Genomic DNA, 20,279 nt, shown 5'->3' on the forward strand with positions numbered 1-20,279 from the left:
AGCCCGGGGCACACCCCACCGGGCGGCGTGCCCCGGTTTCACCCCGCCGCGTAGTTCCGGAGGAACAACGCCTCCGCCACGGCGAGCCGCTCCAGCTCGTCCGGCGACACGCTCTCGTTCACGGCGTGGATCTGCGCCTCCGGCTCGCTGAGCCCGATCAGCAGGATCTCCGCCTGCGGGTACAGCGACGCGAGGGTGTTGCACAGCGGAATGGACCCGCCCTGCCCCGCGTACTGCATCTCCGCCCCGTCGTACGCGACACCCATCGCCTCGGCCATCGCCGCGTACGCGGGGCTCGTGGTGTCGGCGCGGAACGGCTGGCCCTGCCCGATCTGCTCGGTGCTCACCCGCGCTCCCCACGGCGTGTGCGTCTCCAGGTGGGCCTGGAGCAGCTTGGTCGCCTCGGCGGCGTCCACGCCCGCCGGCACGCGCAGGCTGACCAGCGCGCGGGCGCCGGCCTGCACGGACGGCGTGGCGCCGACCACCGGCGGGGCGTCGATGCCGAGCACGGTCACGGCGGGCCGCGCCCAGATGCGGTCGGCGACCGTGCCGGAGCCGATCAGCTCCACACCGTCGAGCACCTTGGCGTCCTTGCGGAACTGCGCCTCGTCGTACTGCAGGCCCTCCCACGAGGAGGCGCCCGCGAGCCCGTCGACCGTGGTCGAGCCGTCCTCGGCGCGCAGCGAGTCGAGCGCGCGGATGAGCGCGCTCAGCGCGTCGGGGGCCGCGCCGCCGAACTGGCCGGAGTGCAGATTGCCTTCGAGGGTGTCGACCTGGACGCGCACGAGGGTCATGCCGCGCAGCGCGGTGGTGACCGTCGGTACCCCGACCCGGAAGTTCCCGGAGTCGCCGATGACGATCGCGTCGGCCGTCAGCAGCTCGGGGTGTTCCTCGGCGTACCGCTCCAGTCCGCCCGTGCCCTGCTCCTCCGAGCCCTCCGCGATGACCTTGACGCCGACCGGGACGCCGCCGTTGGCCTTCAGCGCGCGCAGCGCCAGCAGGTGCATGATCAGGCCGCCCTTGCAGTCGGCGGCCCCGCGCCCGTACCAGCGGCCGTCCCGCTCGGTCAGCTCGAAGGGCGGCGTCCGCCAGCCGGCCTCGTCGAGAGGCGGCTGCACGTCGTAGTGCGCGTACAGCAGGACGGTCTTCGAGCCCTCGGGGCCCGGCAGGTAGCCGTACACCGACTGGGTGCCGTCAGGGGTGTCGAGCAGGGCGACGTCCTGGAAACCCTCGGCGCGCAGCGCGTCGGCCACCCAGTTCGCGGCGCCCTCGCTCTCGCTGCGCGGGAACTGGTCGAAGTCCGCCACCGATTTGAAGGCCACGAGCTCGGTCAGCTCCGTCTTCGCCCTGGGCATCAGGGAGAGGACGGTCTCGGCGACCGGATTCGACGACATGGGCACGCTCCTCGTGGGTGCGACGTTGTACGAGTGGGTACGGCTGCGAGTGCGCGCGAACGGGTGTGCGCGCTGCATACGCTGCCGATCCTCCCACAGCGGTCTTCGCCGGACGCCGCCGTAGGATGCGTGGAGCAGGTGCGGCAGGCGGCTGGATCGGAGCAGCAGACCATCGTGAGCAGCGAGAACTCTTCGGACGACGGACAGGACGACGGGCAGCAGGTGTGGGACGTCGTCGTGGTCGGGGCGGGACCGGCGGGCGCCTCGGCCGCCTATGCGGCGGCGGTCGCGGGGCGCCGCGTCCTGTTGCTGGAGAAAGCGGAGTTGCCCCGCTACAAGACGTGCGGCGGAGGCATCATCGGACCCAGCCGTGACGCGTTGCCGCCCGGTTTCGAGCTGCCGTTCCGGGACCGGGTCCACGCGGTCACGTTCTCGCTGGAGGGCAGGTTCGCGCGGACGCGGCGCTCCAAGCAGATGCTCTTCGGGCTCATCAACAGGCCGGAGTTCGACCAGCAGCTCGTCGAGCACGCGCAGAAGGCGGGCGCCGAACTGCGTACGGGGGCCACGGTCTCGCGGGTGGAGCAGCACGGCTCGGCGGTTCCCGACCGGCGCTCGGTCGCCGTCGTCCTCCAGGACGGCGAGACACTGCTGGCGCGGTCGGTGGTCGGCGCGGACGGCAGCGCCAGCCGGATAGGAGCCCACGTCGGGGTGAAGCTCGACCAGGTCGACCTCGGCCTGGAGGCGGAGATCCCGGTGCCGGAGACGGTCGCGGAGGACTGGAAGGGCCGGGTCCTCATCGACTGGGGCCCCCTGCCCGGCAGTTACGGCTGGGTGTTCCCCAAGGGAGACACCCTCACCGTCGGAGTGATCTCGGCCCGCGGCGAGGGCGCCGCCACCAAGCGGTACCTGGAGGACTTCATCGCCCGGCTCGGCCTCGCGGGCTTCGAGCCCAGCATCTCCTCCGGGCACCTGACCCGCTGCCGCGCCGACGACTCGCCGCTGTCGCGGGGCCGGGTGCTGGTGTGCGGGGACGCGGCCGGTCTGCTGGAGCCGTGGACCCGCGAGGGCATCTCCTTCGCACTGCGCTCCGGACGGCTCGCGGGGGAGTGGGCGGTGCGCATCGCCGAGGCCCACGACGCCGTGGACACCCGACGGCAGGCGCTGAACTACGCCTTCGCGATCAAGGCGGGGCTGGGCGTGGAGATGAGCATCGGCAGGCGCATGCTCCAGATCTTCGAGCGCCGGCCCGGTGTGTTCCATGCCGCGCTGACCGGCTTCCGGCCCGCGTGGAAGGCGTTCGCGGGGATCACCCGCGGCTCCACCTCGCTGGGCGACATGGTCCGCTCGCACCCGATGGCGGAGCGGGCCCTGAGCCGGATCGACCGCTGACGATCGAGCGCTGACGGTCGAGCGCCGACGGTCGGCCGTCGACTGTGGTGCGCCGACTGCGGGCCGCTGACTGCGGGCCGCCACCGACGGGTACCGACCGTCGGCGGTGGCCCGGGCGCGTACTCCGCCGGGAGTACGTGTGATCACCACGCCCGGCGGACGCCCCCGGCGGGCCGTGCCGTCTAGCGTGGCGGGCATGGAAGAGCAGCGCACACGCCGGTGCGGCGGACCCCCCTGGACCAGGGGCGGCCCACCGGGGAGCCGGTGGCACGGGCCCCCGTGGTGGAACCACCGCGGGGAGGAGGAAGAGAGCGGCGGCCACCCCCGGTGGCCGTGGCGTTCGACGCTGCTCCTCGCCGCGTTCGTCATGGTCGGCAGCAACTTCGCCGCCGAGGCGCAGCCCGGGCGGGAGCGGCTGGACGCCCTCGCGCGCGCCCTGCTCCTCGGCGGCGCTGTGCTGCTCCTGTGGCGGCAGCGGTACCCGGCGCTGGTGATGTGCGGCACCGCGGCCACGGCCCTCGTCTACTTCAGTGCGGGATACCCGTACGGGCCGGTGTTCCTCACGGTCGCGCTCGCCTGCTTCAGCGCGGTCCTCGCCGGGCACCGCCGGCTCGCCTGGGGTGCGCTCGGCACGCTGTGGACGGTGCATGTCCTGGTGGGGCACTGGCTCCACCGCTGGCTGCCGCCGGAAGGCGACCCGGCCTCCTCCTGGGGCGAGGAAGTCGCCGTCGCCGCCTGGATCGTGGCGATCCTCGCGGTCTCCGAGCTGGCCCGCGTCCGCCGCGAGCAGGGGGACCGCGACCGGGCGGAACGCCGTCAGGCGGCCCGGCGGCGCGCCGACGAGGAACGGCTGCGCATCGCCCGCGAACTGCACGACGTCCTCGCGCACAGCATCTCGGTCATCAACGTCCAGGCCGGAGTGGGCCTCGCGCTCCTCGACTCCGACCCGGAGCAGGCCCGGACCGCGCTCACCACCATCAAGGCCGCGAGCAAGGAGGCGCTGGGGGAGGTGCGCCAGGTGCTCGACACGCTCCGCACGCCCGGGGACGCGCCGCGCGCTCCGGCGCCCGGCCTCGACCGGCTCCCCGAACTGGTGGAACAGGCCGCGGGCGCCGGTCTGACCGTCGTCGTCGAGAACGGGGACGGCGGGGGGAAGCTCTCGCCGGGCGCCGATCTCGCGGCCTTCCGCATCGTCCAGGAGGCGTTGACCAACGTCGTACGGCATTCCGGGTCCCGCCGCGCGCGCGTGCGGGTCGGGCGCACGGGCGACGCCCTGCGGCTGCGGATCGACGACGACGGCCCGGCGACCGGTGAGGAGGCGGGCGGCAGCGGCAACGGACTGGCCGGAATGCGGGAGCGCGCGGCGGCCCTGGGTGGCACCATCGAGGCCGGACCCCGGAAGGACGGCGGGTTCCGGGTGCTCGCCGTGCTGCCGCTGACGAAGTCCCGCATCCCCGAGGAGGACCGGTGATCCGCGTACTGCTCGCCGACGACCAGTCGTTGGTCCGCGCGGGATTCAAGGCGCTGCTGGACGCCCAGCCGGACATCGAGGTGGCCGGAGAGGCCGCGGACGGTGCGCAGGCCCTGCGGGGAGTACGCCAACTGCGGCCCGACGTGGTCCTGATGGACATCCGTATGCCGGTGCTCGACGGGCTCGCCGCGACGCGCCACATCACGGACGCGCCGGATCTGGCGGACATCAAGGTCGTCATGCTCACCACGTTCGAACTCGACGAGTACGTCTTCGAGGCGATCCGTTCCGGGGCGTCCGGCTTCCTCGTCAAGGACACCGAACCGGAGGAACTCCTGCGTGCCGTCCGGGCGGTGGTCGACGGCGACGCGCTCCTGTCGCCGGGTGTGACGCGCCGGCTCATCGCCGAGTTCGCGGCCCGTTCGAAGGAGCCGGCCGCGGCGGACGCGCTCGGCGAACTCACCGAGCGGGAGCGGGAGGTGATGGCCTTGGTCGGCATCGGACTGTCGAACGACGAGATCGCGCGGCGCCTGGTGGTGAGCCCCCTGACGGCCAAGACCCACGTCAGCCGCACCATGGTCAAACTGGGCGCCCGCGACCGCGCCCAACTGGTCGTACTGGCCTACGAGTCGGGCCTGGTCCGACCGGGCTGGCTGGGCTGAGGCCCCTGCCGGAAGCGGACCAGCACCGAGATCACCCGCAGGACGAAGAGGGCGGCCGCGAGCCATGTCCCGGCGAGGAGGAGGACCTTCTCGACCGTCGCCGACAGGTCGAACAGCAGGGCGGGACCGGCCAGCACCCCGAACAGCACGGCCGCGGCGAACACGGCGCTGGCCAGGGCGTATCCGATCTCGACGGTGATCGCGTCCCGCTCGGACTGGGTCCGTCGCCCCCCGGTGTGTTCCATACGGGAAGTGTCACAGCCGTGCGCCCGGCGGGGCAAGGAAGCCCGCCGGGCGTACAGCGGCCGGGGCGGTCCCGCGGCGAGGGCGGTCCGGGCCGCGTTCGTGCCGGGGCAGGGGGTCAGTCGCGTACCGGCACGCGGTCGTCGTCCTGTCGCTGCGGTGTCGCCCTCGCCGTGTCCGGGGCGGGGTCGGACGTGGCGACCAGGATCGTCGTCTGCGGCGTGCGCTGCCGTCGCAGCCCGGTGGCCGTGATCAGCAGGCCCGCCAGGGCGACCGCGGCCACCACGACGAGGCCGGGCCGGTAGCTGTCCAGGACCGCCTGCGGTGAGGAGGCGCCGGACGAGTTGGCCGTCACGACGGCCGTCACGATCGCGAGGAAGATCGCCCCGCCCACCTGCACCGAGGTGTTGAGCAGCCCCGAGACCATGCCCTGTTCGTGGTCGTCGACGCCGTTGGTGGCCTGGATGTTGAGCGAGGGGAAGACCAGCGCGCAGGCCGCGCCGATCAGCAGCATCGACGGCAGGATCACCGCCGCGTACACGGGGTCGAGGTCGACGCGCAGGAACAGCGCGTAGCCGACGACCATCAGGGCGAAGCCCAGTACGAGCAGCCGCGGTGTGCCGAACCGGTCGACGATCGCGCCCATCTTCGTCGCCGAGAGCGCCACGAGCACGCCCGCGGGCAGGAAGGCGAGCGCGGTGTGCAGGGCCGACCAGCCGAGCAGCGACTGCATGTACAGCGTGACGAGGAACTGGAAGCCGACGTACGAGCCGAAGAACATCATGGCGCCGAGCTGGGCGCGGACCTGGTCGCCGGAGCGCAGCACACCGAGCCGGATCAGCGGGCTCGCACTGCGCAGTTCGACGCGGACGAAGACGGTGAGCAGGACCGCGACCGCGAGGAACGACAGCAGCGTACGGACCGAGGTCCAGCCCGCCTCGGGTGCCTCGACGACGGTGAAGACGAGCAGCAGCATGGAGGCGGTGCCGATGACGGCGCCGGGGATGTCGTAGCCGCGGTGGGTGCGGTCGCGTTCGCTGCGCGGGATGAGCTTCAGGCCGGCGACCAGGGCGAGGACCGCGATGGGCGCGGGCAGCAGCATGGTCAGCCGCCAGCTGGCCTCGGTGAGCAGCCCGGACAGGACGAGGCCCATCGAGAAGCCGGTGGCGGCGCAGGTGGTGTAGATCGACAGGGCGCGGTTGCGCAGCGGGCCCTGCGGGAACGTCGTGGTGATGATCGACAGCCCTGCGGGGGCGGTGAACGCCGCGCTCAGGCCCTTGATGAACCGGCTCGCGATCAGCAGCGGTCCGGAGTCGACGAGCCCGCCGAGCAGGGAGGCGAGGGCGAAGACGCCGAGGGCGACGAGGAACACCTGGCGGCGGCCGAGGAGGTCGGCGGTGCGGCCGCCGAGGAGGAGGAGGCCGCCGTAGCCGAGTATGTAGCCGCTGACGATCCACTGCAGGGTCGAGGTGGAGAGGTCCAGTTCGGAACCGATGGACGGCAGGGCGACACCGACCATCGACACGTCGAGCGCGTCCAGGAACATCGCGGCGCAGAGCACCAGCAGGGTGCCCCACAGGCGAGGCGTCCAGTGTCCCTGGGACGCGGGGGTGGTGAGCGGAGAGGTCATGGGCGCCACAGTACATGCGCATGCATTCAATGCAACTGCATTTAATTCCGATGCAACAAACTCGGAGCCTTGCTAAGGTGCGGCCATGGCGGCTGTGGAGAACGCCGAGCAGGGGCTCGTGGACCGGTGGCGCGACATCCTCGCGGTGCACGCGCGCACCCTGTGCGAACTCGACCGCGCACTGCATCAACACGGCCTGGGCGCAAGTGACTTCGAAGTCCTCGACGTACTGGCCGCGGGCGCGTCGGCGGACGGCGGCAACGCCTACCGCGTCCAGGAGATCGCCGAACGGGTGCATCTGAGCCAGAGCGCGCTGTCCCGGCTGATCGGCCGCCTGGAGAAGGACGGCCTCGTGGAGCGCTGCATGTGCCCGGAGGACCGGCGGGGCGTCCGCGTGTCCCTCACGGCGAAGGGGCGCACCCTGCACGGCGAGGTGCTGCCCCTTCAACGGGCGGTGCTGGGACGGATGCTGGCGGGCGGGTCGGGCTCGCGGGACTGACCGTCGTCCGCCGGTCCCGCGGCTCCGACCGGGCGCCGCACTCCGGCTCGGCGCCCGGCTGCCGGAGCGGGGGTCTACCGGCCGGCTGAGCCGTCGGTGTCCTCGTCGAAGCTCGCGAAGTAGGCCGCGGCCATGTCCTCGTCCGCGTGACCCTGCGCGGCGGCCCGCTCGAAGCGTTCGGCGCTCGCCGCCGCGACGTCCAGGCGGACCCCGTGCTGCTCACCGGCCTCGACGATGAGACGGGCGTCCTTGCCCGCCGTGGACACGGCGAAGGCGGCGGGTGACAGCCGGTCCTCCAGGATGAGGGCGCTCTTGGCGTGCAGATACCCCATGTCGAGGGGGCCGCCGGCGATGGCGTCGAAGAAGCTCTGCGGCTCCACGCCCAGCGCCTTGGCCAGGGCGAGGGTCTCGCCGGTCGCGCTCGTGGCGGCGATGACCCAGCTGTTGGCGACGAGCTTGAGGCGGGTGGCACTGCCCGCCGCCCCGTCCTCCCCGGTCCACACCGTACGGGCGCCGACCGCGTCGAAGACCGGCGCCACGGTCTCCCGGCCGTCGACCGGACCCGCGGCGAGGACGAGCAGCTGCCCCGCCTCGGCGGGCTGCCGGGTGCCGAGCACGGGCGCGTCGTAGAAGACCAGGCCCTTCTCGCGGGCGAACCCGGCCAGAACGCCGACGCCGTCGAGGCCCGCGGTCGTCGACTGGATCCACGGCGTGCCCGCGCGCAGGGCGGGCGAGGCCTGCCGCATCACGTCCAGTGCGGCGGGCCCGTCGTACAGCATGGTCAGCACGACGTCGGCGCCCTCCACGGCCTCGGCGGGCGCCTTGGCGATGTGCGCGCCGTCGGCGGCGAGCGGTTCGGCCTTGTCCGGGCTGCGGTTCCAGGCCCGGACGGTGTGCCCGGCCCGTGCGAGGTTACGGGCCATCGCGGCCCCCATGATCCCGGTGCCCAGGACACTGACGGTGAGCTTGTCGGTCATGACATCAACTTTCCTGTCCGTTCAATGCGGTGGACACCACTCTGCCGTGCGCGGCTCGATGCGGTGGACACCACTCTGCCGTGCGCGGCCGGCCATCGCGTTCCCCGGGCCGTTCGGTTCTCGTCGATTCCTTTCGGAATCGCCAAGAACGGTTCAACAACTGCTCAACAGCCGCTCAGGATTGAGCAACCCGAACAGAGGGGCGGCGGAGCGGACATACGTTCCCGTGCGTGATCTCTGACCCAGCACCCCACACAGCCGCCGGCGCGACACCCACCGCCCGGCGCTCCCTCCTGCGCGCCGCTCTCACCGGGACCGCGGTTCTCGGCGCGGGACTGACCGTCGGCGCCGGACCGGCGGTCGCCGCGGCGCCGGCCGCCGCGCGCACGCGGCCCACCACCGCCGCGCAGGCCCTGCGGGAGCTGTCGGCGGGCAATCGCCGCTGGCGCACCTTCCGGGAGAAGCACCCCGACGAGTCCCCCGCCGTCCGGCAGACGCTGACCGGCGGTCAGCACCCCTTCGCGCTTCTGCTCGGCTGCATCGACTCCCGGGTGCCCCCGGAGCTGGTCTTCGACCAGGGACTCGGCGATCTGATGACCGTCCGCAGCGCGGGCCAGGTCCTCGACGAGGCCGTGCTCGGCAGCCTCGCCTACGGGGTGCTCGAACTGGGCATCCCGCTGCTCATGGTGCTCGGCCACCAGTCGTGCGGGGCCGTGAAGGCGACGGTCGAGGCGGACGAGTCGGGTACGCAACTCCCCAACCACATCCAGTACTTGGCCGACCAGATCAGTCCTGCCATCGACCGTGGCAAGGAGGGCGACGCCCGCGTCGACGCGACGATCGACGCCAACATACGGCTCGTCCGTTCACGGCTCGCGGCGGAGCCCGATCTCGCCGCCAGGGTCGACTCGGGGGCGTTGCAGATCGTCGGCGCCCGCTACGAGCTGACCACTCAGCTCGTGCACCGCGTCAGCTGACACGCACGACGAGGACGGCCCCGGCCGACGCGACCGCAGGTCCGAACCCGTGAAGGCTCGGACCTGCGGCTGGGACCGGCACCGCCGGCCCGCGGCCGGGCGGGCGGGCGGGCGGTGCACGTGTACGGACCTTCGGCGCGGCACGCGCGCACTACCGGCGCGGGCGGCCCTCGTCGTCGTCCTCGACGCCGTCGGCGGCGATCCGCTCCTTGCGGACCTGACCCGTGACGGTCTCCTCCTCGGTGACCTCCTCGGTGCTCAGCCGCACCCGCTCCACCGGAACCGTCTCCGTCTCCACGACGGGACGCTCGGCGTGCAGCGTGACCTCGTGCTCGGCCTCGGAGATCTCGGGGCCCGACAGGGCGTCGCCGACGTTCGCGTCCGTGATGGGCTCGCGTACGACGCGTACCTCCTCGTGGCGCAGGGGCACCGTCTGCTGGACCTCCTCCGTCACCACGTACTTGCGCAGCCGCGCCCGCCCCGTCTCGTACCGTTCGGCGCCGACGTGCATGTGCTCCTCGGACCGGGTCATCGCCTCGTCCTGGGGCGTGGCCATGTCCCTCTCCGCGGTGCCGGCGGCCGCCGTCGTCCCGGCCGTGCCGGAGTGGGCCCAGCCGCCTCCGCCGGGCTGGTTCGCCTGCTGCCACGCGTCGTCCCAGGCGATGCCGTAGTACTCGTACAGCCGGACCTCCTCCGACTCGGACAGATGGCCGCCGCTGTCGACGTCGACGTTGGGCGCGTCCTTGACCATGCCCTTGGCGTAGGGCACCTCAAGGTGGTCCTCCACCACGACCGCTTCCCGGATGGGCACGAACGACTCGCTGGTGCCGAAGAAGCCGGTCTTGATGCTGACCCATTCCGGACGGCCGGTGGCGTCGTCGAAGAAGACGTGGTTCGCGTCCCCGATCTTGCTGCCGTCGGCGTCGTACACGGGATGTTCCAGTACTGCCGGTATCTGCTCCTGGGTGATCATCCTTCAGCACCCTCCTTCTGGGTCCGGTGTGCTGTCCGGGTCACCGCGACAGAAGGCGTGAAACATGGCAAAAGCGACAATAGCGATAGAAAGGGAAACTACTTTGCGGCCGGTTCAGGCCTCGCGCGGACGCGGGCCGCGAGTTTCCGCAGCAGGGGCCAGATCAGCAGCAGAGCCGTGACCGCGTACACGGTCACCGCGAAAGGCGTGTTGACCAGCCCCGACACACTCCCGTCGCTGATCTGCAGCGCGCGCCTCAGCTGCTGCTCGGCGTTCGGGCCGAGGATGACGCCGATGACGGCGGGCAGCACCGGCAGCCCGTACCGCCGCATACCGAAACCGATCAGGCCGATGATCAGCAGGATCACCAGGTCGACGACCTCACCGCCGACCGCGTACGCGCCGACCGCCGCGAAGAACAGGATCCCCGCGTACAGGTACGGGCGCGGGATGCGCAGCAGCTTCGCCCAGACCGGGGCCAGCGGGAGATTCAGGGCGAGCAGCAGGACCATGCCGACGAAGAGGGAGGCGATCAGGCCCCACACCAGGTCCGGCTCGCGCTCGAAGAGGAGCGGGCCCGGCTGGATGCCGTACTGCTGGAAGGCCGCCAGCATGACGGCCGCGACCGCCGTCGTCGGCAGGCCGAGCGTCAGCATGGACACCAGCGTGCCCGCCGCGGAGGCCGACGCCGCCGACTCCGGCCCCGCCACCCCCTCGATCGCGCCCTTGCCCCAGTCGTCCTTGTGCTTCGACAGCCGCTTCTCCGTGGCGTACGACAGGAACGTGGGGATCTCCGCGCCGCCCGCCGGGATCGCACCGAAGGGGAAGCCGATCAACGGGCCGCGCAGCCACGACTTCCAGGTCCGCCGCACGTCGTCGCGGCCCAGCCAGGGCCGGCCCACCGGGATCGGCTTGCCCGTGCTGCGCCGCAGATGCGCGGCCACCCACAGGGCCTCGCCGATCGCGAACAGGCCGACCGCCACGATCACCACGTCGATGCCGTCGGCCAGTTGCAGGGAACCGAAGGTCAGCCGCTGCTGGCCGGTCATCTGGTCCAGGCCGACCAGGCCCAGCGTCAGGCCGATGAGCAGGGACGCGAGCCCCCTGATCCGGGACGAGCCCAGCACGGATGTCACCGCGATGAACGCCAGCACCATGATGGCGAAGTAGTCCGGCGCGCCGATGTCCACCGCCAGGTCCGCGACCGTCGGGGCGAGCGCGACCAGCAGGAGCGTACCGATCAGGCCGCCCGCGAAGTGGCCGATGGCGGCGGCCGCGAGCGCCTGCGCGCCCCGCCCCGCCTTGGCCATCGGGTTGCCCTCCATGGCCGCGACCACGGCGGCGCTCTCACCCGGCGTGTTCAGCAGGATCGAGGTGGTCGAACCGCCGAACATCGCCCCGTAGTAGATCCCCGCGAACATGATGAACGCGCCGATCGGTTCGAGTCCGTACGTCACCGGCAGCAGCAGCGCCACGGCCATCGCGGGGCCGATGCCGGGCAGCACGCCGATCGCGGTGCCCAGCAGCACACCGAGGGCGGCCCACAGCAGATTGACCGGTGTGAGGGCCGTACCGAAGCCGTCCATCAGGGAGTTGAGGGCGTCCATGTCACAGCACTCCCATCAGCGGGCCGCCCGGCAGCGGTACCCCGAGCAGATTGTTGAAGACGACGTACGTGATGAGGGAGAGGACAGCCGCGATGAGAGGGTCCTTGTCGAGCCGGCGGCTGCCCAGCGCGAAGGCGGCGCCCCAGAAGAGGAGGGCGCCCGCGACGGGGAAGCCGAGCGGTTCGATCAGGACGGCCGAGCCGAGGAACACCCCGGCGAGCAGCAGCACCGTACGCCAGTCGGCCGGTTCGGACAGGTCGACGTCCTCGCCGCCCTCCGCCTCGCCGTGACCGCCGCGCAGCACGTCGACGGCGAGCAGCGCGGCGATCACGAGCAGCCCGATGCCGACCACGATCGGGACGGTCTTCGGTCCGACGGGTCCGCGCTGAGTGATGTCGACGTCCATGGTGAGCGCGTCGGTCAGGACGAGCACACCGAGCGCCAGCAGCAGGACGCAGACGCCGAGTTCGGAGTGCTCCCGCAGCCAGGTGCGGCGCGGGCCGGCGGGCGCCGGGGGTGTCGGAGGCGTCGCAGGGATGTCGGTGGTCCGCGTCGTCACAGTCCCAGCTCCTTCAGCACCGACACCACGCGCCTGTCCTGGGCGTCCAGGAAGTCGCCGAACCTCGCCCCGGTCAGGAAGGCGTCGTCCCAGCCGTTCGTCTCCAGGGACTTCTGCCACTCGGGGGAGTCGTGCAGCTCCTCGACGAGGCGTACGAGCTTGTCGCGTTCGGCGTCGGACAGCCCCGGCGGGGCCACGATGCCGCGCCAGTTGGTGAAGTCCACGTCGTAGCCGGACTCCTTCAGGGTGGGCGCGTCCAGCTCGTCGACCCGCTCGGGTCCGGTGACCGCGAGCACCCGCAGCTCACCCGCCTTGATCTGGTCGAGGTACTCGCCGACGCCGGACACCCCGAAGGCGACCTTGTTGCCGAGGATCGACGCGAGCAGTTCACCACCGCCGTCGAAGGGGATGTAGTTGACGTCCTTCGGTGCGATGCCCGCGGCCTTCGCCATCAGCATCGGCGCGAGATGGTCGGGCCCGCCGGGCGAGGAACCGCCGCCCACGGGCAGCTTGCCGGGATTCGCCTTCCAGGCGTCCACGAGCTGGTCGACCGACGTGTACGGGGAGTCCTTGGAGACCACGACGACGTCCTGCTCCTCGGTGAGCCGGGCGATCGGGGTGGTGTCCGCGAGGGTCTTGGGCGCGTCGTTGGAGCGCACCGCGCCCACCACGCCGAGCCCCATCGACATGGCCAGCTTGCCGTTGCCGTGCTCGCTCACCAGCCGGCTCAGCCCGACGGTGCCTCCGGCGCCCGGCAGGTTGAACACCTCGATGTTGTGGGTGAGTTCGGCGTCCTCGGCGTTCTTCGCCGCCGTACGGGCCGTGATGTCGTAACCGCCGCCGGGCGTGTTGGGAACCATGAAGCGCAGGCCGGGAATCTGGGTGCCGGTCTCGGCACCACTGCCTGTGGTGAGCAGCGGGGGTCCCACGAACACGAGCACGGCGGCCCCGAACAGGGCGAGGGGAGTGCTCAGGCGCACGAGTTCCACCACCTGTACATGAGATGCGGGGAGGGGCGTCCCCGTACTGGAGCCGGGGGGATACGGGGACGCCCTGGAATGGGGGGAGGGTGACGTGGGCCACATACTGCCCGTGAGCCGGGAGCCTGTCTCTCTTGCGGAACCAACGGAGGTTGTGGTCTTTGTGTCAGCCCCGGTCTCCTCCCTTTTCCCGGCCGCGGACGGGGGCCATGATGGAGCGATCCGGCAGCCGGGCCGTTCGGTGCCGTGTCAGTCAGTGCCGTGTCAGCGCCGTTCAGCACGAGAGATTGAGTCCGTCGTGGTCGCCGCCTTCCGTCGCCAGACCCTCGCGGGCGAGATGCTGGTGCTGCAGCTCGGCATCGTCGTAGTGGTGCTGGTGGCCGTCGCGGCACTTTCCCTCAGACAGTCGGAGCTGACCTTCACGCGCGTCGAGGGCCGCCGGGTCATCGCGCTCGCCGAGCAGTTGGCCGCGAACCCGCTGACGCGCAGCCAGCTGGTGCGGCCCGCGCCGCAGCAGGCCCTCGCGCCGCTGGTGAACTCCACGCAGACGCAGTCCGGAGTCACCTCGGTGACCGTCGCCGACGCGGACGGCCGGATCGTCAGCTCCACCGATCCCACGGCGGTCGGCGGCCCGCTCCCCCTCGGCGAGGGTGTCGCCGAGGGCCGCGGCTGGTCCGGCTCGCTGACGCTGGACGGCAGCCGCGAACTCGTGGCCCAGGTACCGGTGCTCGGCGCGACGCCGGAGAACCTCGGACAGCCGCTGGGTACGGTGATGATCGGTGAGGCGGACCCGACGGTGTGGCAGCGGCTGAGCGGGGCGTCCTCGTATCTGTTCGCCTACCTGGGCATCGCCAGCGGACTCGGTCTGATCGGCTCCTGGCTGCTGGCCCGACGCGTCAAACGCCAGAGCCTCGGCCTGGAGCCCCGCGAGATCGCGGGCCTCGCCGAGCACCGGGAGGCGATGCTGTACGGGATCGCCGAGGGCGTGATCGCCCTGGACCCGCAGCACCGGCTCACGCTGGCCAACGACATGGGGCGGCGCCTGCTCGACCTTCCCGCGGACTGCGTGGGCCGCAGCCTCGCCGAACTCGGCATCGAGGGACGGCTGCGGGATGTCCTCGCGGGGGACCGGAAGGGGGCGGCGGGCCCGGGGAACGGGCCCGGCGACCTCGGCGGCAGCGGGGAACGCGACGAGGTCGTCGTCCTGCACGGCCGGGTGCTGGTGATGAACCGGATGACCGTCACCAAGGACGGCCGCCCGCTCGGCTCGGTCACCACGCTGCGGGACCGTACCGAACTGGCCAGACTGGAAAGGGAGATCGGCTCCTTCCGCAGCTCCTCGGAGCTGCTGCGCGCGCAGGCCCACGAGTTCGCCAACCAGTTGCACACCATCTCGGGGCTGATCCAGATCGGTGAACAGGACGAAGTCGTGCGCTACATCAGGGGGTTGAACCAGCGCCGCCAGTCGCTGGACGTCACGCTCAGCCGCCGTGTCCGCGACACCGCGGTCGCCGCCCTGCTGATGGCGAAGTCCTCCCTGGCGGCCGAACGGAAGGTCAGCCTGCGGATCTCGGACGCGACCGCGCTCGACCGGCTCACCCCGGAGGACGCCGCCGATGTGGCGACGGTGGTCGGCAACCTCGTCGACAACGCGGTGGACGCCGCGTCCGTCGCTGCGGCGGGCCGTGATCCCCTCGGGCGCGAGCGATCGCATGGCCGGGCGGCACCCCACGGCCGCGAGGGACCCGACGGCCGCGAGGGACCCGAAGGCCGCGAAGGGCACAACGGCTTTAGGGGACGCAACGGTCACGGGGGCCTCGACGGCCATGAGGCATGGGTCGAGGTCGAACTGCGGCAGGACGCCTCCAGCGTGGAGATCGTGGTCCGCGACTCGGGCCCCGGCGTCGCTCCCGAGCTCGCCCGGGAGGTGTTCTCGCACGGCTTCACCACCAAGGCCGCCCAGGAGGGCGAGCGCGGGATCGGCCTGGCGCTCACCCGGCTGGTGTGCGAGCGTCACGGTGGCGAGATCTCGGTGACCAACACCCCCGACGGGGCGATGTTCACCGCACGCATGACCGTCAGCCACCTCACCGACGCGGTGGCGGAAGGAGCGACACGATGAACGGGGCGCCCGGTGGGGCAGACGCGACCGCGACGGCCGGCACGGCCGAGAGAGCCGACGGGTCGGACGGGTCGGACGGATCCGACTCCATCGATGTGCTCGTGGTCGACGACGACTTCATGGTGGCCCGGGTCCACCGCGCCTTCGTCGACCGCGTCGAGCCGTTCCGGGTCGTGGGGGTCGCCAGCACCGGCGAACAGGCCGCCCGCGCGGTCGACGAACTCCATCCCGACCTCGTCCTGCTCGACCTGTATCTGCCGGACGTCTTCGGGCTCGACGTGATCCCCCGGCTGCGTACCGCGGGGCACGACTGCGACGTCATGGTCATCAGCGCGGCTCGGGAGACCGACGCGGTCCGTGGGGCCGTCCGGCACGGCGTGGTCGACTACCTGCTCAAACCGTTCGAGTTCGAGGACCTGCGGGCCCGGCTTGAGCGGTACGCGGTGCGGCGCGGCCGGGTGCTCGCCACCGTCGTGCACGGCCAGGCCGATGTCGACCGGGTGCTGGCCGGAGCGGCCGTGCCCGCCGTGGCGCCCGCCACCCTGCCCAAGGGTCTGAGCGTGGAGACGGCCGCGCTGATCGAACGCACCCTGAGGACCGCGCAGGACACCCTGTCCGCCGCCGAGTGCGCGACCCTGGCCGGCATCTCCCGCGTCAGCGCCCGCCGTTACCTGGAGCACTTCCACTCCCTCGGCAGCGCGGAGGTGACCCTGCGCTACGGAGCGGCGGGCCGGCCCGAGCGCCGCTACCGGTTCCGTGGCCACCCGAGGACGGCCCCAAGGCCCGGCGACGAGGCCAGGGCCTAGCGGACCGCGCTCTCACACCAACTCTCACACCCTGACGACCGAGACGCCCGCCTCCTCGACGAGCTTCTCGAAGAAGAACTCGTGCTTCAGGAACGACACGTCGTACTCGCCGCCCGGGTACGGCGGGATCAACTGGGCCGCCTGGAACAGCCGCCAGCCGTCCCGCAGCGCCTCCACGCCCGACGCGTACGGGGGCACGTCACCGTCCCCGGTGGTGGGCGACGTGCGGCCCGTACCGTCGTACACCGACCAGCCGGCCACCGGGGAGTCCAGCGCCGACGTACCCAAGTAGAGGACCAGCACCTGCTGACGGACACTCATACGGCCTCCTGCTGAGGGCGGTTGGAGACGCGGGTGACCCAGTGCTCCAGGTCGAAGGACTCGTCGCCCGTGAGCGAGCGCCACAGCAGCACGCGGTTGTACAGCTCCAGACGGCCGGTGGCGGGCTCGTACCAGGGGAACGTCGTCGAGAGTTCCGCGGCCACCCGGGGGTCGGCGAGATCGGAGGTGTCCCACAGCCGGCGCTGGCGTACCGACGGATTGAAGCGGATCTTGAACATGTACCGCATGCCGTCGCTGTCGTTGCGCCGCCCGCCGTGCCACAGCCCGTGGTGCAGAAACACCACGGTGCCCGCCGGGCAGACCAGCCGTGACTGGCCGAGCAGGTTCTGGTACCGGCCGGTGTCCGACTCGTTCGTCCGCCGCAGATGACTGCCCGGCACGCTCAGGGTGCCGCCCATGTCCAGGGTGACGTCCTGCGGGTAGTACATCAGCTGGACGTCGAAGGCGTCCGTGCGGACGTCGATGATCGCGTCGCCGTGCAGCGGCTGGGCCGACCCCTCGTGGGGCTCGCGCACGTGCACCGCGTGATGGTCGACGAGCGGGCCGGGCCCGACGAGGCCGCGCAGCACCCCGGCCACCGCCGGGACACCGAGCAGCCGTCGTACGAAGGAGCCCTCGGGATAGGCGTCCGCCACCGTGCTGCCGTACGGCACGTCGGGCACGCCGTGCTCAAGGAAGCCGATCGCCTCGGCGTTCAGCTCCGCCGGCACCACCGCGTCCAGCCGCAGCGACCCGTGGGCCACGAAACGGGCCATCCGGACCGAGTCCAGCAGGGGAGGGTGTTGGGGGTCTTCCGGGGAGCGCTCGGGATGCGTCATGCGCCGACCGTACGGAGCCGGGCCCGCCGCGCGCGTTGGTCGGTTTCACCATCGCTGGTAGTTTTTCACCATGCGGGAGACGACCATCCACCTCGGCGAGCCGCCCGTCGTGGCCAACGCGGGCGTCGGCGTGCACGGGGTCGCGAGCCGCACGGACGTCTTCCGGCTGCCCGAGCTGTGGCAGCTGCACCTGTACCAGTACGAGGCGGAGCTGACCGTCGACGGCACACCGCACCACATCCGGCCCGGCCGCGTCGGCCTGGTCCCGCCGGGCGCGACCGTCCGCTACCGCTACCGGGGCCGCTCGGAACACCTGTACGCACACCTGCGCATCACCGCCGCCGGGAAGCCGCGGACCGTGCCCGTACTGCAGGACGCCGGAGCCGAACTCCCCATGCTCACCGAGCTGTTGCTCCAGGCGGTGGCGTCCGCGCCGGGCGAGCCCGAGCGCACCGGGGCCGAGATCTGGACCGCTCTGTGGCGTATCGCCCAGCTGGCCCCGGCCGCCGAACGGCCCGGCCCGCATCCCGCCGTCACCGCGGCGACGGCGTACATCGAGGGCCATCTCGCCGCCCCGCTCACCGTGCCCGCGGTCGCCCGCGCCGCGGGCGTCTCGCACAACCACCTGACCCGGCTCTTCCGCGCCACGACCGGTGCCACCGTGGTCGCGTACATCCGCCGCCGCAGGCTCGACCGCGCCCGGCATCTGCTGCGGGCCTCGACCCTGTCCATCCCGGCGGTCGCCGCGTCGGTCGGCATCCCCGACCTGCAGGCCTTCAACAAGGCCTGCCGGCGCGAACTCGGCGCCTCACCGCGCGCCCTGCGCGGCGAGAGCGGTGCTACCGCTGCGTCTGCTTGACGGCCTTCAGGACCACGAACTTCGCGTCGCTCGCGACCAGTTCGCTGTTGCCGAAGAGACGGCGGAGCTTCACGTGATAGCCCAGATGGCGATTGCCGACCACCCACAGCTCCCCGCCCGGACGCAGCGCGCGGCGCGCCCCGACGAACATCCGCCACGCCGTGGCGTCGGTGGTCGCCTGGTGCGAGTGGAAGGGCGGGTTGGTCAGGACCAGGTCGACGCTGTCCTGCGGAACACCGTTCAGACCGTCGTCGACCCGGAACTCCGCCTTGCCGTGCTCGGCCGTGTCGTCGGTGTTCACCCGGTACGTCGCCTCCGCCGAGGCCACCGCCTGGTACGACTCGTCGACGAACAGCACCTCGGCCTTCGGCCGCGCCAGGGCCACCGCGGTACCGACGACACCGTTGCCGCAGCCCAGGTCCACGACACGCCCGGCTCCGCGCTCGTACGGCAGGTGCTGCAGGAAGAACCTGGTGCCGATGTCCAGGCGCTCGGCGCAGAAGACGCCCGCCTCGTTGACGACCGTGCGGCCGGAGACGGGACCGATGCCGTCGGGCAGCGTGTAGCTCAGCGGCCAGGGGTTCGCCGCGGGCACGATCCCCGGGTTCGGGGTGCAGAAGATCAGCCGGGCCTTCTTCTCGGCCAGCGAGGTCCGGGTCGGCCCGATGATCCGCTCGAACAGCTTGAGGGTCGAGGTGTGGATCTCCTTGACCATGCCGGTGCCGACGACGACCGTCCCCTCGTGCACGGAGGGCGCCAGCCGCTGCAGCTGGTCCTCCAGCAGCGCGAGGCTCTTCGGGACACGCACCAGCAGCACGTCGACGCGCTCGGGCACCGCGTCCTGCGTGGTCAGAAGGCGTACGGACCCGTCGTCGGCGCCGTTGCGCGCCAGATTGGCGCGGGTCGCCTCCCGGGCGAGGAACGAGTCGGTGATCTGCACCGGCGCATGCGCCCGGAGGGCGGTGGTGAGGGCGCCCCAGCGGTCGCCGACCACGACGACCGTGCCGTCGAGCGCCTGGCCGCTGTCCGCGAGATGCCTCAGCAGGTACTCGTCGGAGGCGTCCCACGCACGGAGCTGGTCACGGGAGTCCTCGGGGAAGCGCGCCAGCGTCAGCTCGGCCGAGGGGGTCGTCATACGGTCGGTCATCGAGACCAGGCTAACTGAGGCGCAGCTCAGGGACGCCCGGCGACCACGCGCTAGGCCACGGCGGGAGCGTGCGCGGGCCCTGCGCGAGGATGGGAGCCATGGACGCCGAACTGTTTCCCAGGAGCCGGACGGAGATCGCGCCGGGCGCCGTGCACCTGCCGGACTGGCTGCCGCCCGGGCGCCAGAGGGACCTCCTGGAGGCCTGCCGCGACTGGGCCCGGCCGCCCGCGGGACTGCGCACGGTCCGTACCCCGGGCGGCGGCACGATGACCTCCCGGCAGGTCTGCCTCGGATGGCACTGGTATCCGTACGGGTACGCGCGGACGGTCGTCGACGGGGACGGCGCGCCCGTGAAGAAGTTCCCCGCCTGGCTGGGGGAGCTGGGGCGCCGGGCGGCCCGGGACGCCCTCGGGAACGCGGACCTGACCGCTCCCGGGGACCACACCGCGACGGCAGAAGGCCCGCCACCCCCGTACGACTACGACATCGCGCTGATCAATTTCTACGACGCCGATGCCCGCATGGGGATGCACCGCGACAGCGACGAGAAGTCCGGCGCCCCCGTGGTGTCGCTGAGCCTCGGCGACACCTGCGTCTTCCGGTTCGGCAACACCGGGTCGCGGGGCCGCCCCTGGACGGACGTGGAACTGCGCAGCGGCGACCTGTTCGTGTTCGGCGGCGCGGCCCGGCTCGCCCACCACGGCGTGCCGCGCGTCCACGCGGGTACGGCACCGCCCGAGTTGGGACTGACCGGCCGCCTGAACATCACCCTGCGGGTGAGCGGCCTCCGTAGCGCGTGAGCGGCTACTGACCGGTCACCGGGC

The 20,279-nt window shown here is 72.1% G+C and carries 19 protein-coding genes and 1 pseudogene; 9 read left to right on the forward strand and 11 right to left on the reverse strand.

What is annotated here, in order from left to right:
• Positions 1-38 precede the first annotated feature (38 nt).
• Complete coding sequence (locus ACFWGJ_RS11840) at positions 39-1,394, reverse strand: dipeptidase (RefSeq protein WP_387322820.1); 1,356 nt, start codon at positions 1,392-1,394, stop codon at positions 39-41.
• Between the two features lie 174 nt (positions 1,395-1,568).
• On the opposite strand from ACFWGJ_RS11840, the gene ACFWGJ_RS11845 reads away from it, so the two are divergent.
• The 3 genes from ACFWGJ_RS11845 to ACFWGJ_RS11855 all read left to right on the forward strand — a co-directional run bounded on the left by ACFWGJ_RS11845 (position 1,569) and on the right by ACFWGJ_RS11855 (position 4,916).
• A complete protein-coding gene (locus ACFWGJ_RS11845) occupies positions 1,569-2,783 on the forward strand; it encodes a geranylgeranyl reductase family protein (protein WP_387322822.1) in 1,215 nt (404 codons plus the stop codon).
• A 196-nt stretch (positions 2,784-2,979) separates the two neighbouring features.
• Positions 2,980-4,254: a sensor histidine kinase gene (locus ACFWGJ_RS11850; protein ID WP_387322824.1), complete on the forward strand. Its 1,275-nt coding sequence runs from the start codon at positions 2,980-2,982 to the stop codon at positions 4,252-4,254.
• Positions 4,251-4,916, forward strand: a complete 666-nt coding sequence (locus ACFWGJ_RS11855; RefSeq protein WP_387322826.1) for a response regulator — start codon at positions 4,251-4,253, stop codon at positions 4,914-4,916. Before ACFWGJ_RS11850 ends, ACFWGJ_RS11855 begins: the two co-directional genes overlap by 4 nt.
• Here the strand turns inward: ACFWGJ_RS11855 and ACFWGJ_RS11860 are convergent.
• Together ACFWGJ_RS11860 and ACFWGJ_RS11865 are read right to left on the reverse strand one after the other, a co-directional pair.
• Positions 4,877-5,161, reverse strand: a complete 285-nt coding sequence (locus ACFWGJ_RS11860; protein ID WP_387322828.1) for a DUF6332 family protein — start codon at positions 5,159-5,161, stop codon at positions 4,877-4,879. The genes ACFWGJ_RS11855 and ACFWGJ_RS11860 overlap by 40 nt on opposite strands.
• A gap of 116 nt (positions 5,162-5,277) precedes the next feature.
• The gene (locus ACFWGJ_RS11865; RefSeq protein ID WP_387322830.1) at positions 5,278-6,789 is read right to left on the reverse strand and encodes an MFS transporter; all 1,512 of its coding nucleotides are present in this window, start codon (positions 6,787-6,789) and stop codon (positions 5,278-5,280) included.
• Between the two features lie 85 nt (positions 6,790-6,874).
• Here ACFWGJ_RS11865 and ACFWGJ_RS11870 point away from each other — a divergent pair, with 85 nt between their 5' ends.
• Positions 6,875-7,288 (forward strand): MarR family winged helix-turn-helix transcriptional regulator, encoded by a 414-nt coding sequence (locus tag ACFWGJ_RS11870; RefSeq protein WP_387322832.1) that lies wholly within the window; start codon positions 6,875-6,877, stop codon positions 7,286-7,288.
• Positions 7,289-7,362: 74 nt separating this feature from the next.
• Here ACFWGJ_RS11870 and ACFWGJ_RS11875 read toward each other — a convergent pair.
• Positions 7,363-8,283 (reverse strand): annotated as a pseudogene (locus tag ACFWGJ_RS11875) (NAD(P)-dependent oxidoreductase); the annotation flags it as partial.
• Between the two features lie 212 nt (positions 8,284-8,495).
• Here ACFWGJ_RS11875 and ACFWGJ_RS11880 point away from each other — a divergent pair.
• Positions 8,496-9,242: a carbonic anhydrase gene (locus ACFWGJ_RS11880; protein WP_387322833.1), complete on the forward strand. Its 747-nt coding sequence runs from the start codon at positions 8,496-8,498 to the stop codon at positions 9,240-9,242.
• A gap of 151 nt (positions 9,243-9,393) precedes the next feature.
• Here ACFWGJ_RS11880 and ACFWGJ_RS11885 read toward each other — a convergent pair whose 3' ends face one another.
• From ACFWGJ_RS11885 to ACFWGJ_RS11900, 4 genes are all read right to left on the reverse strand, one after another.
• Complete coding sequence (locus tag ACFWGJ_RS11885) at positions 9,394-10,215, reverse strand: PRC and DUF2382 domain-containing protein (RefSeq protein ID WP_387322835.1); 822 nt, start codon at positions 10,213-10,215, stop codon at positions 9,394-9,396.
• Positions 10,216-10,313: 98 nt separating this feature from the next.
• Positions 10,314-11,822 carry a tripartite tricarboxylate transporter permease gene (locus ACFWGJ_RS11890; RefSeq protein WP_387322836.1) on the reverse strand — a complete coding sequence of 503 codons (1,509 nt, stop codon included), beginning with the start codon at positions 11,820-11,822 and terminating at the stop codon, positions 10,314-10,316.
• Between the two features lies 1 nt (position 11,823).
• Positions 11,824-12,381 carry a tripartite tricarboxylate transporter TctB family protein gene (locus ACFWGJ_RS11895; protein ID WP_387322838.1) on the reverse strand — a complete coding sequence of 186 codons (558 nt, stop codon included), beginning with the start codon at positions 12,379-12,381 and terminating at the stop codon, positions 11,824-11,826.
• The gene (locus ACFWGJ_RS11900) at positions 12,378-13,361 is read right to left on the reverse strand and encodes a Bug family tripartite tricarboxylate transporter substrate binding protein (RefSeq protein ID WP_387322872.1); all 984 of its coding nucleotides are present in this window, start codon (positions 13,359-13,361) and stop codon (positions 12,378-12,380) included. Before ACFWGJ_RS11900 ends, ACFWGJ_RS11895 begins: the two co-directional genes overlap by 4 nt.
• Positions 13,362-13,659: 298 nt before the next feature.
• On the opposite strand from ACFWGJ_RS11900, the gene ACFWGJ_RS11905 reads away from it, so the two are divergent.
• Positions 13,660-15,483: an ATP-binding protein gene (locus tag ACFWGJ_RS11905; RefSeq protein ID WP_387322840.1), complete on the forward strand. Its 1,824-nt coding sequence runs from the start codon at positions 13,660-13,662 to the stop codon at positions 15,481-15,483.
• Positions 15,480-16,289: a response regulator gene (locus ACFWGJ_RS11910; RefSeq protein ID WP_387322842.1), complete on the forward strand. Its 810-nt coding sequence runs from the start codon at positions 15,480-15,482 to the stop codon at positions 16,287-16,289. The genes ACFWGJ_RS11905 and ACFWGJ_RS11910 overlap by 4 nt, the downstream gene beginning before the upstream one ends.
• Before the next feature lie 24 nt (positions 16,290-16,313).
• Here ACFWGJ_RS11910 and ACFWGJ_RS11915 read toward each other — a convergent pair whose 3' ends face one another.
• Positions 16,314-16,610: a hypothetical protein gene (locus ACFWGJ_RS11915; RefSeq protein ID WP_387322844.1), complete on the reverse strand. Its 297-nt coding sequence runs from the start codon at positions 16,608-16,610 to the stop codon at positions 16,314-16,316.
• Positions 16,607-17,449 (reverse strand): phytanoyl-CoA dioxygenase family protein, encoded by an 843-nt coding sequence (locus ACFWGJ_RS11920; protein ID WP_387322845.1) that lies wholly within the window; start codon positions 17,447-17,449, stop codon positions 16,607-16,609. The genes ACFWGJ_RS11915 and ACFWGJ_RS11920 overlap by 4 nt, the downstream gene beginning before the upstream one ends.
• A 70-nt stretch (positions 17,450-17,519) precedes the next feature.
• On the opposite strand from ACFWGJ_RS11920, the gene ACFWGJ_RS11925 reads away from it, so the two are divergent.
• On the forward strand, positions 17,520-18,308 hold the full coding sequence (locus tag ACFWGJ_RS11925) for a helix-turn-helix domain-containing protein (protein ID WP_387322846.1): 789 nt from the start codon (positions 17,520-17,522) through the stop codon (positions 18,306-18,308).
• Here ACFWGJ_RS11925 and ACFWGJ_RS11930 read toward each other — a convergent pair.
• The gene (locus ACFWGJ_RS11930) at positions 18,289-19,455 is read right to left on the reverse strand and encodes a methyltransferase (protein ID WP_387322847.1); all 1,167 of its coding nucleotides are present in this window, start codon (positions 19,453-19,455) and stop codon (positions 18,289-18,291) included. The genes ACFWGJ_RS11925 and ACFWGJ_RS11930 overlap by 20 nt on opposite strands.
• A 98-nt stretch (positions 19,456-19,553) precedes the next feature.
• Here ACFWGJ_RS11930 and ACFWGJ_RS11935 point away from each other — a divergent pair, with 98 nt between their 5' ends.
• Positions 19,554-20,255, forward strand: coding sequence for an alpha-ketoglutarate-dependent dioxygenase AlkB family protein (locus ACFWGJ_RS11935; protein WP_387322849.1), 702 nt, complete (start codon positions 19,554-19,556; stop codon positions 20,253-20,255).
• Positions 20,256-20,279: the final 24 nt, after the last annotated feature.

It is taken from the genome of Streptomyces sp. NPDC060205 (assembly GCF_042728395.1).
GTDB lineage: Bacteria > Actinomycetota > Actinomycetes > Streptomycetales > Streptomycetaceae > Streptomyces.

Coding starts and splice junctions, on each gene's coding strand:
- ACFWGJ_RS11840 (WP_387322820.1), bottom strand. CDS start 1,394: ATGTCGTCGAATCCGGTCGCCGAGACCGTCCTCTCCCTGATGCCCAGG.
- ACFWGJ_RS11850 (WP_387322824.1), top strand. CDS start 2,980: ATGGAAGAGCAGCGCACACGCCGGTGCGGCGGACCCCCCTGGACCAGG.
- ACFWGJ_RS11860 (WP_387322828.1), bottom strand. CDS start 5,161: ATGGAACACACCGGGGGGCGACGGACCCAGTCCGAGCGGGACGCGATC.
- ACFWGJ_RS11865 (WP_387322830.1), bottom strand. CDS start 6,789: ATGACCTCTCCGCTCACCACCCCCGCGTCCCAGGGACACTGGACGCCT.
- ACFWGJ_RS11870 (WP_387322832.1), top strand. CDS start 6,875: ATGGCGGCTGTGGAGAACGCCGAGCAGGGGCTCGTGGACCGGTGGCGC.
- ACFWGJ_RS11885 (WP_387322835.1), bottom strand. CDS start 10,215: ATGATCACCCAGGAGCAGATACCGGCAGTACTGGAACATCCCGTGTAC.
- ACFWGJ_RS11890 (WP_387322836.1), bottom strand. CDS start 11,822: ATGGACGCCCTCAACTCCCTGATGGACGGCTTCGGTACGGCCCTCACA.
- ACFWGJ_RS11910 (WP_387322842.1), top strand. CDS start 15,480: ATGAACGGGGCGCCCGGTGGGGCAGACGCGACCGCGACGGCCGGCACG.
- ACFWGJ_RS11915 (WP_387322844.1), bottom strand. CDS start 16,610: ATGAGTGTCCGTCAGCAGGTGCTGGTCCTCTACTTGGGTACGTCGGCG.
- ACFWGJ_RS11920 (WP_387322845.1), bottom strand. CDS start 17,449: ATGACGCATCCCGAGCGCTCCCCGGAAGACCCCCAACACCCTCCCCTG.
- ACFWGJ_RS11925 (WP_387322846.1), top strand. CDS start 17,520: ATGCGGGAGACGACCATCCACCTCGGCGAGCCGCCCGTCGTGGCCAAC.
- ACFWGJ_RS11930 (WP_387322847.1), bottom strand. CDS start 19,455: ATGACCGACCGTATGACGACCCCCTCGGCCGAGCTGACGCTGGCGCGC.
- ACFWGJ_RS11935 (WP_387322849.1), top strand. CDS start 19,554: ATGGACGCCGAACTGTTTCCCAGGAGCCGGACGGAGATCGCGCCGGGC.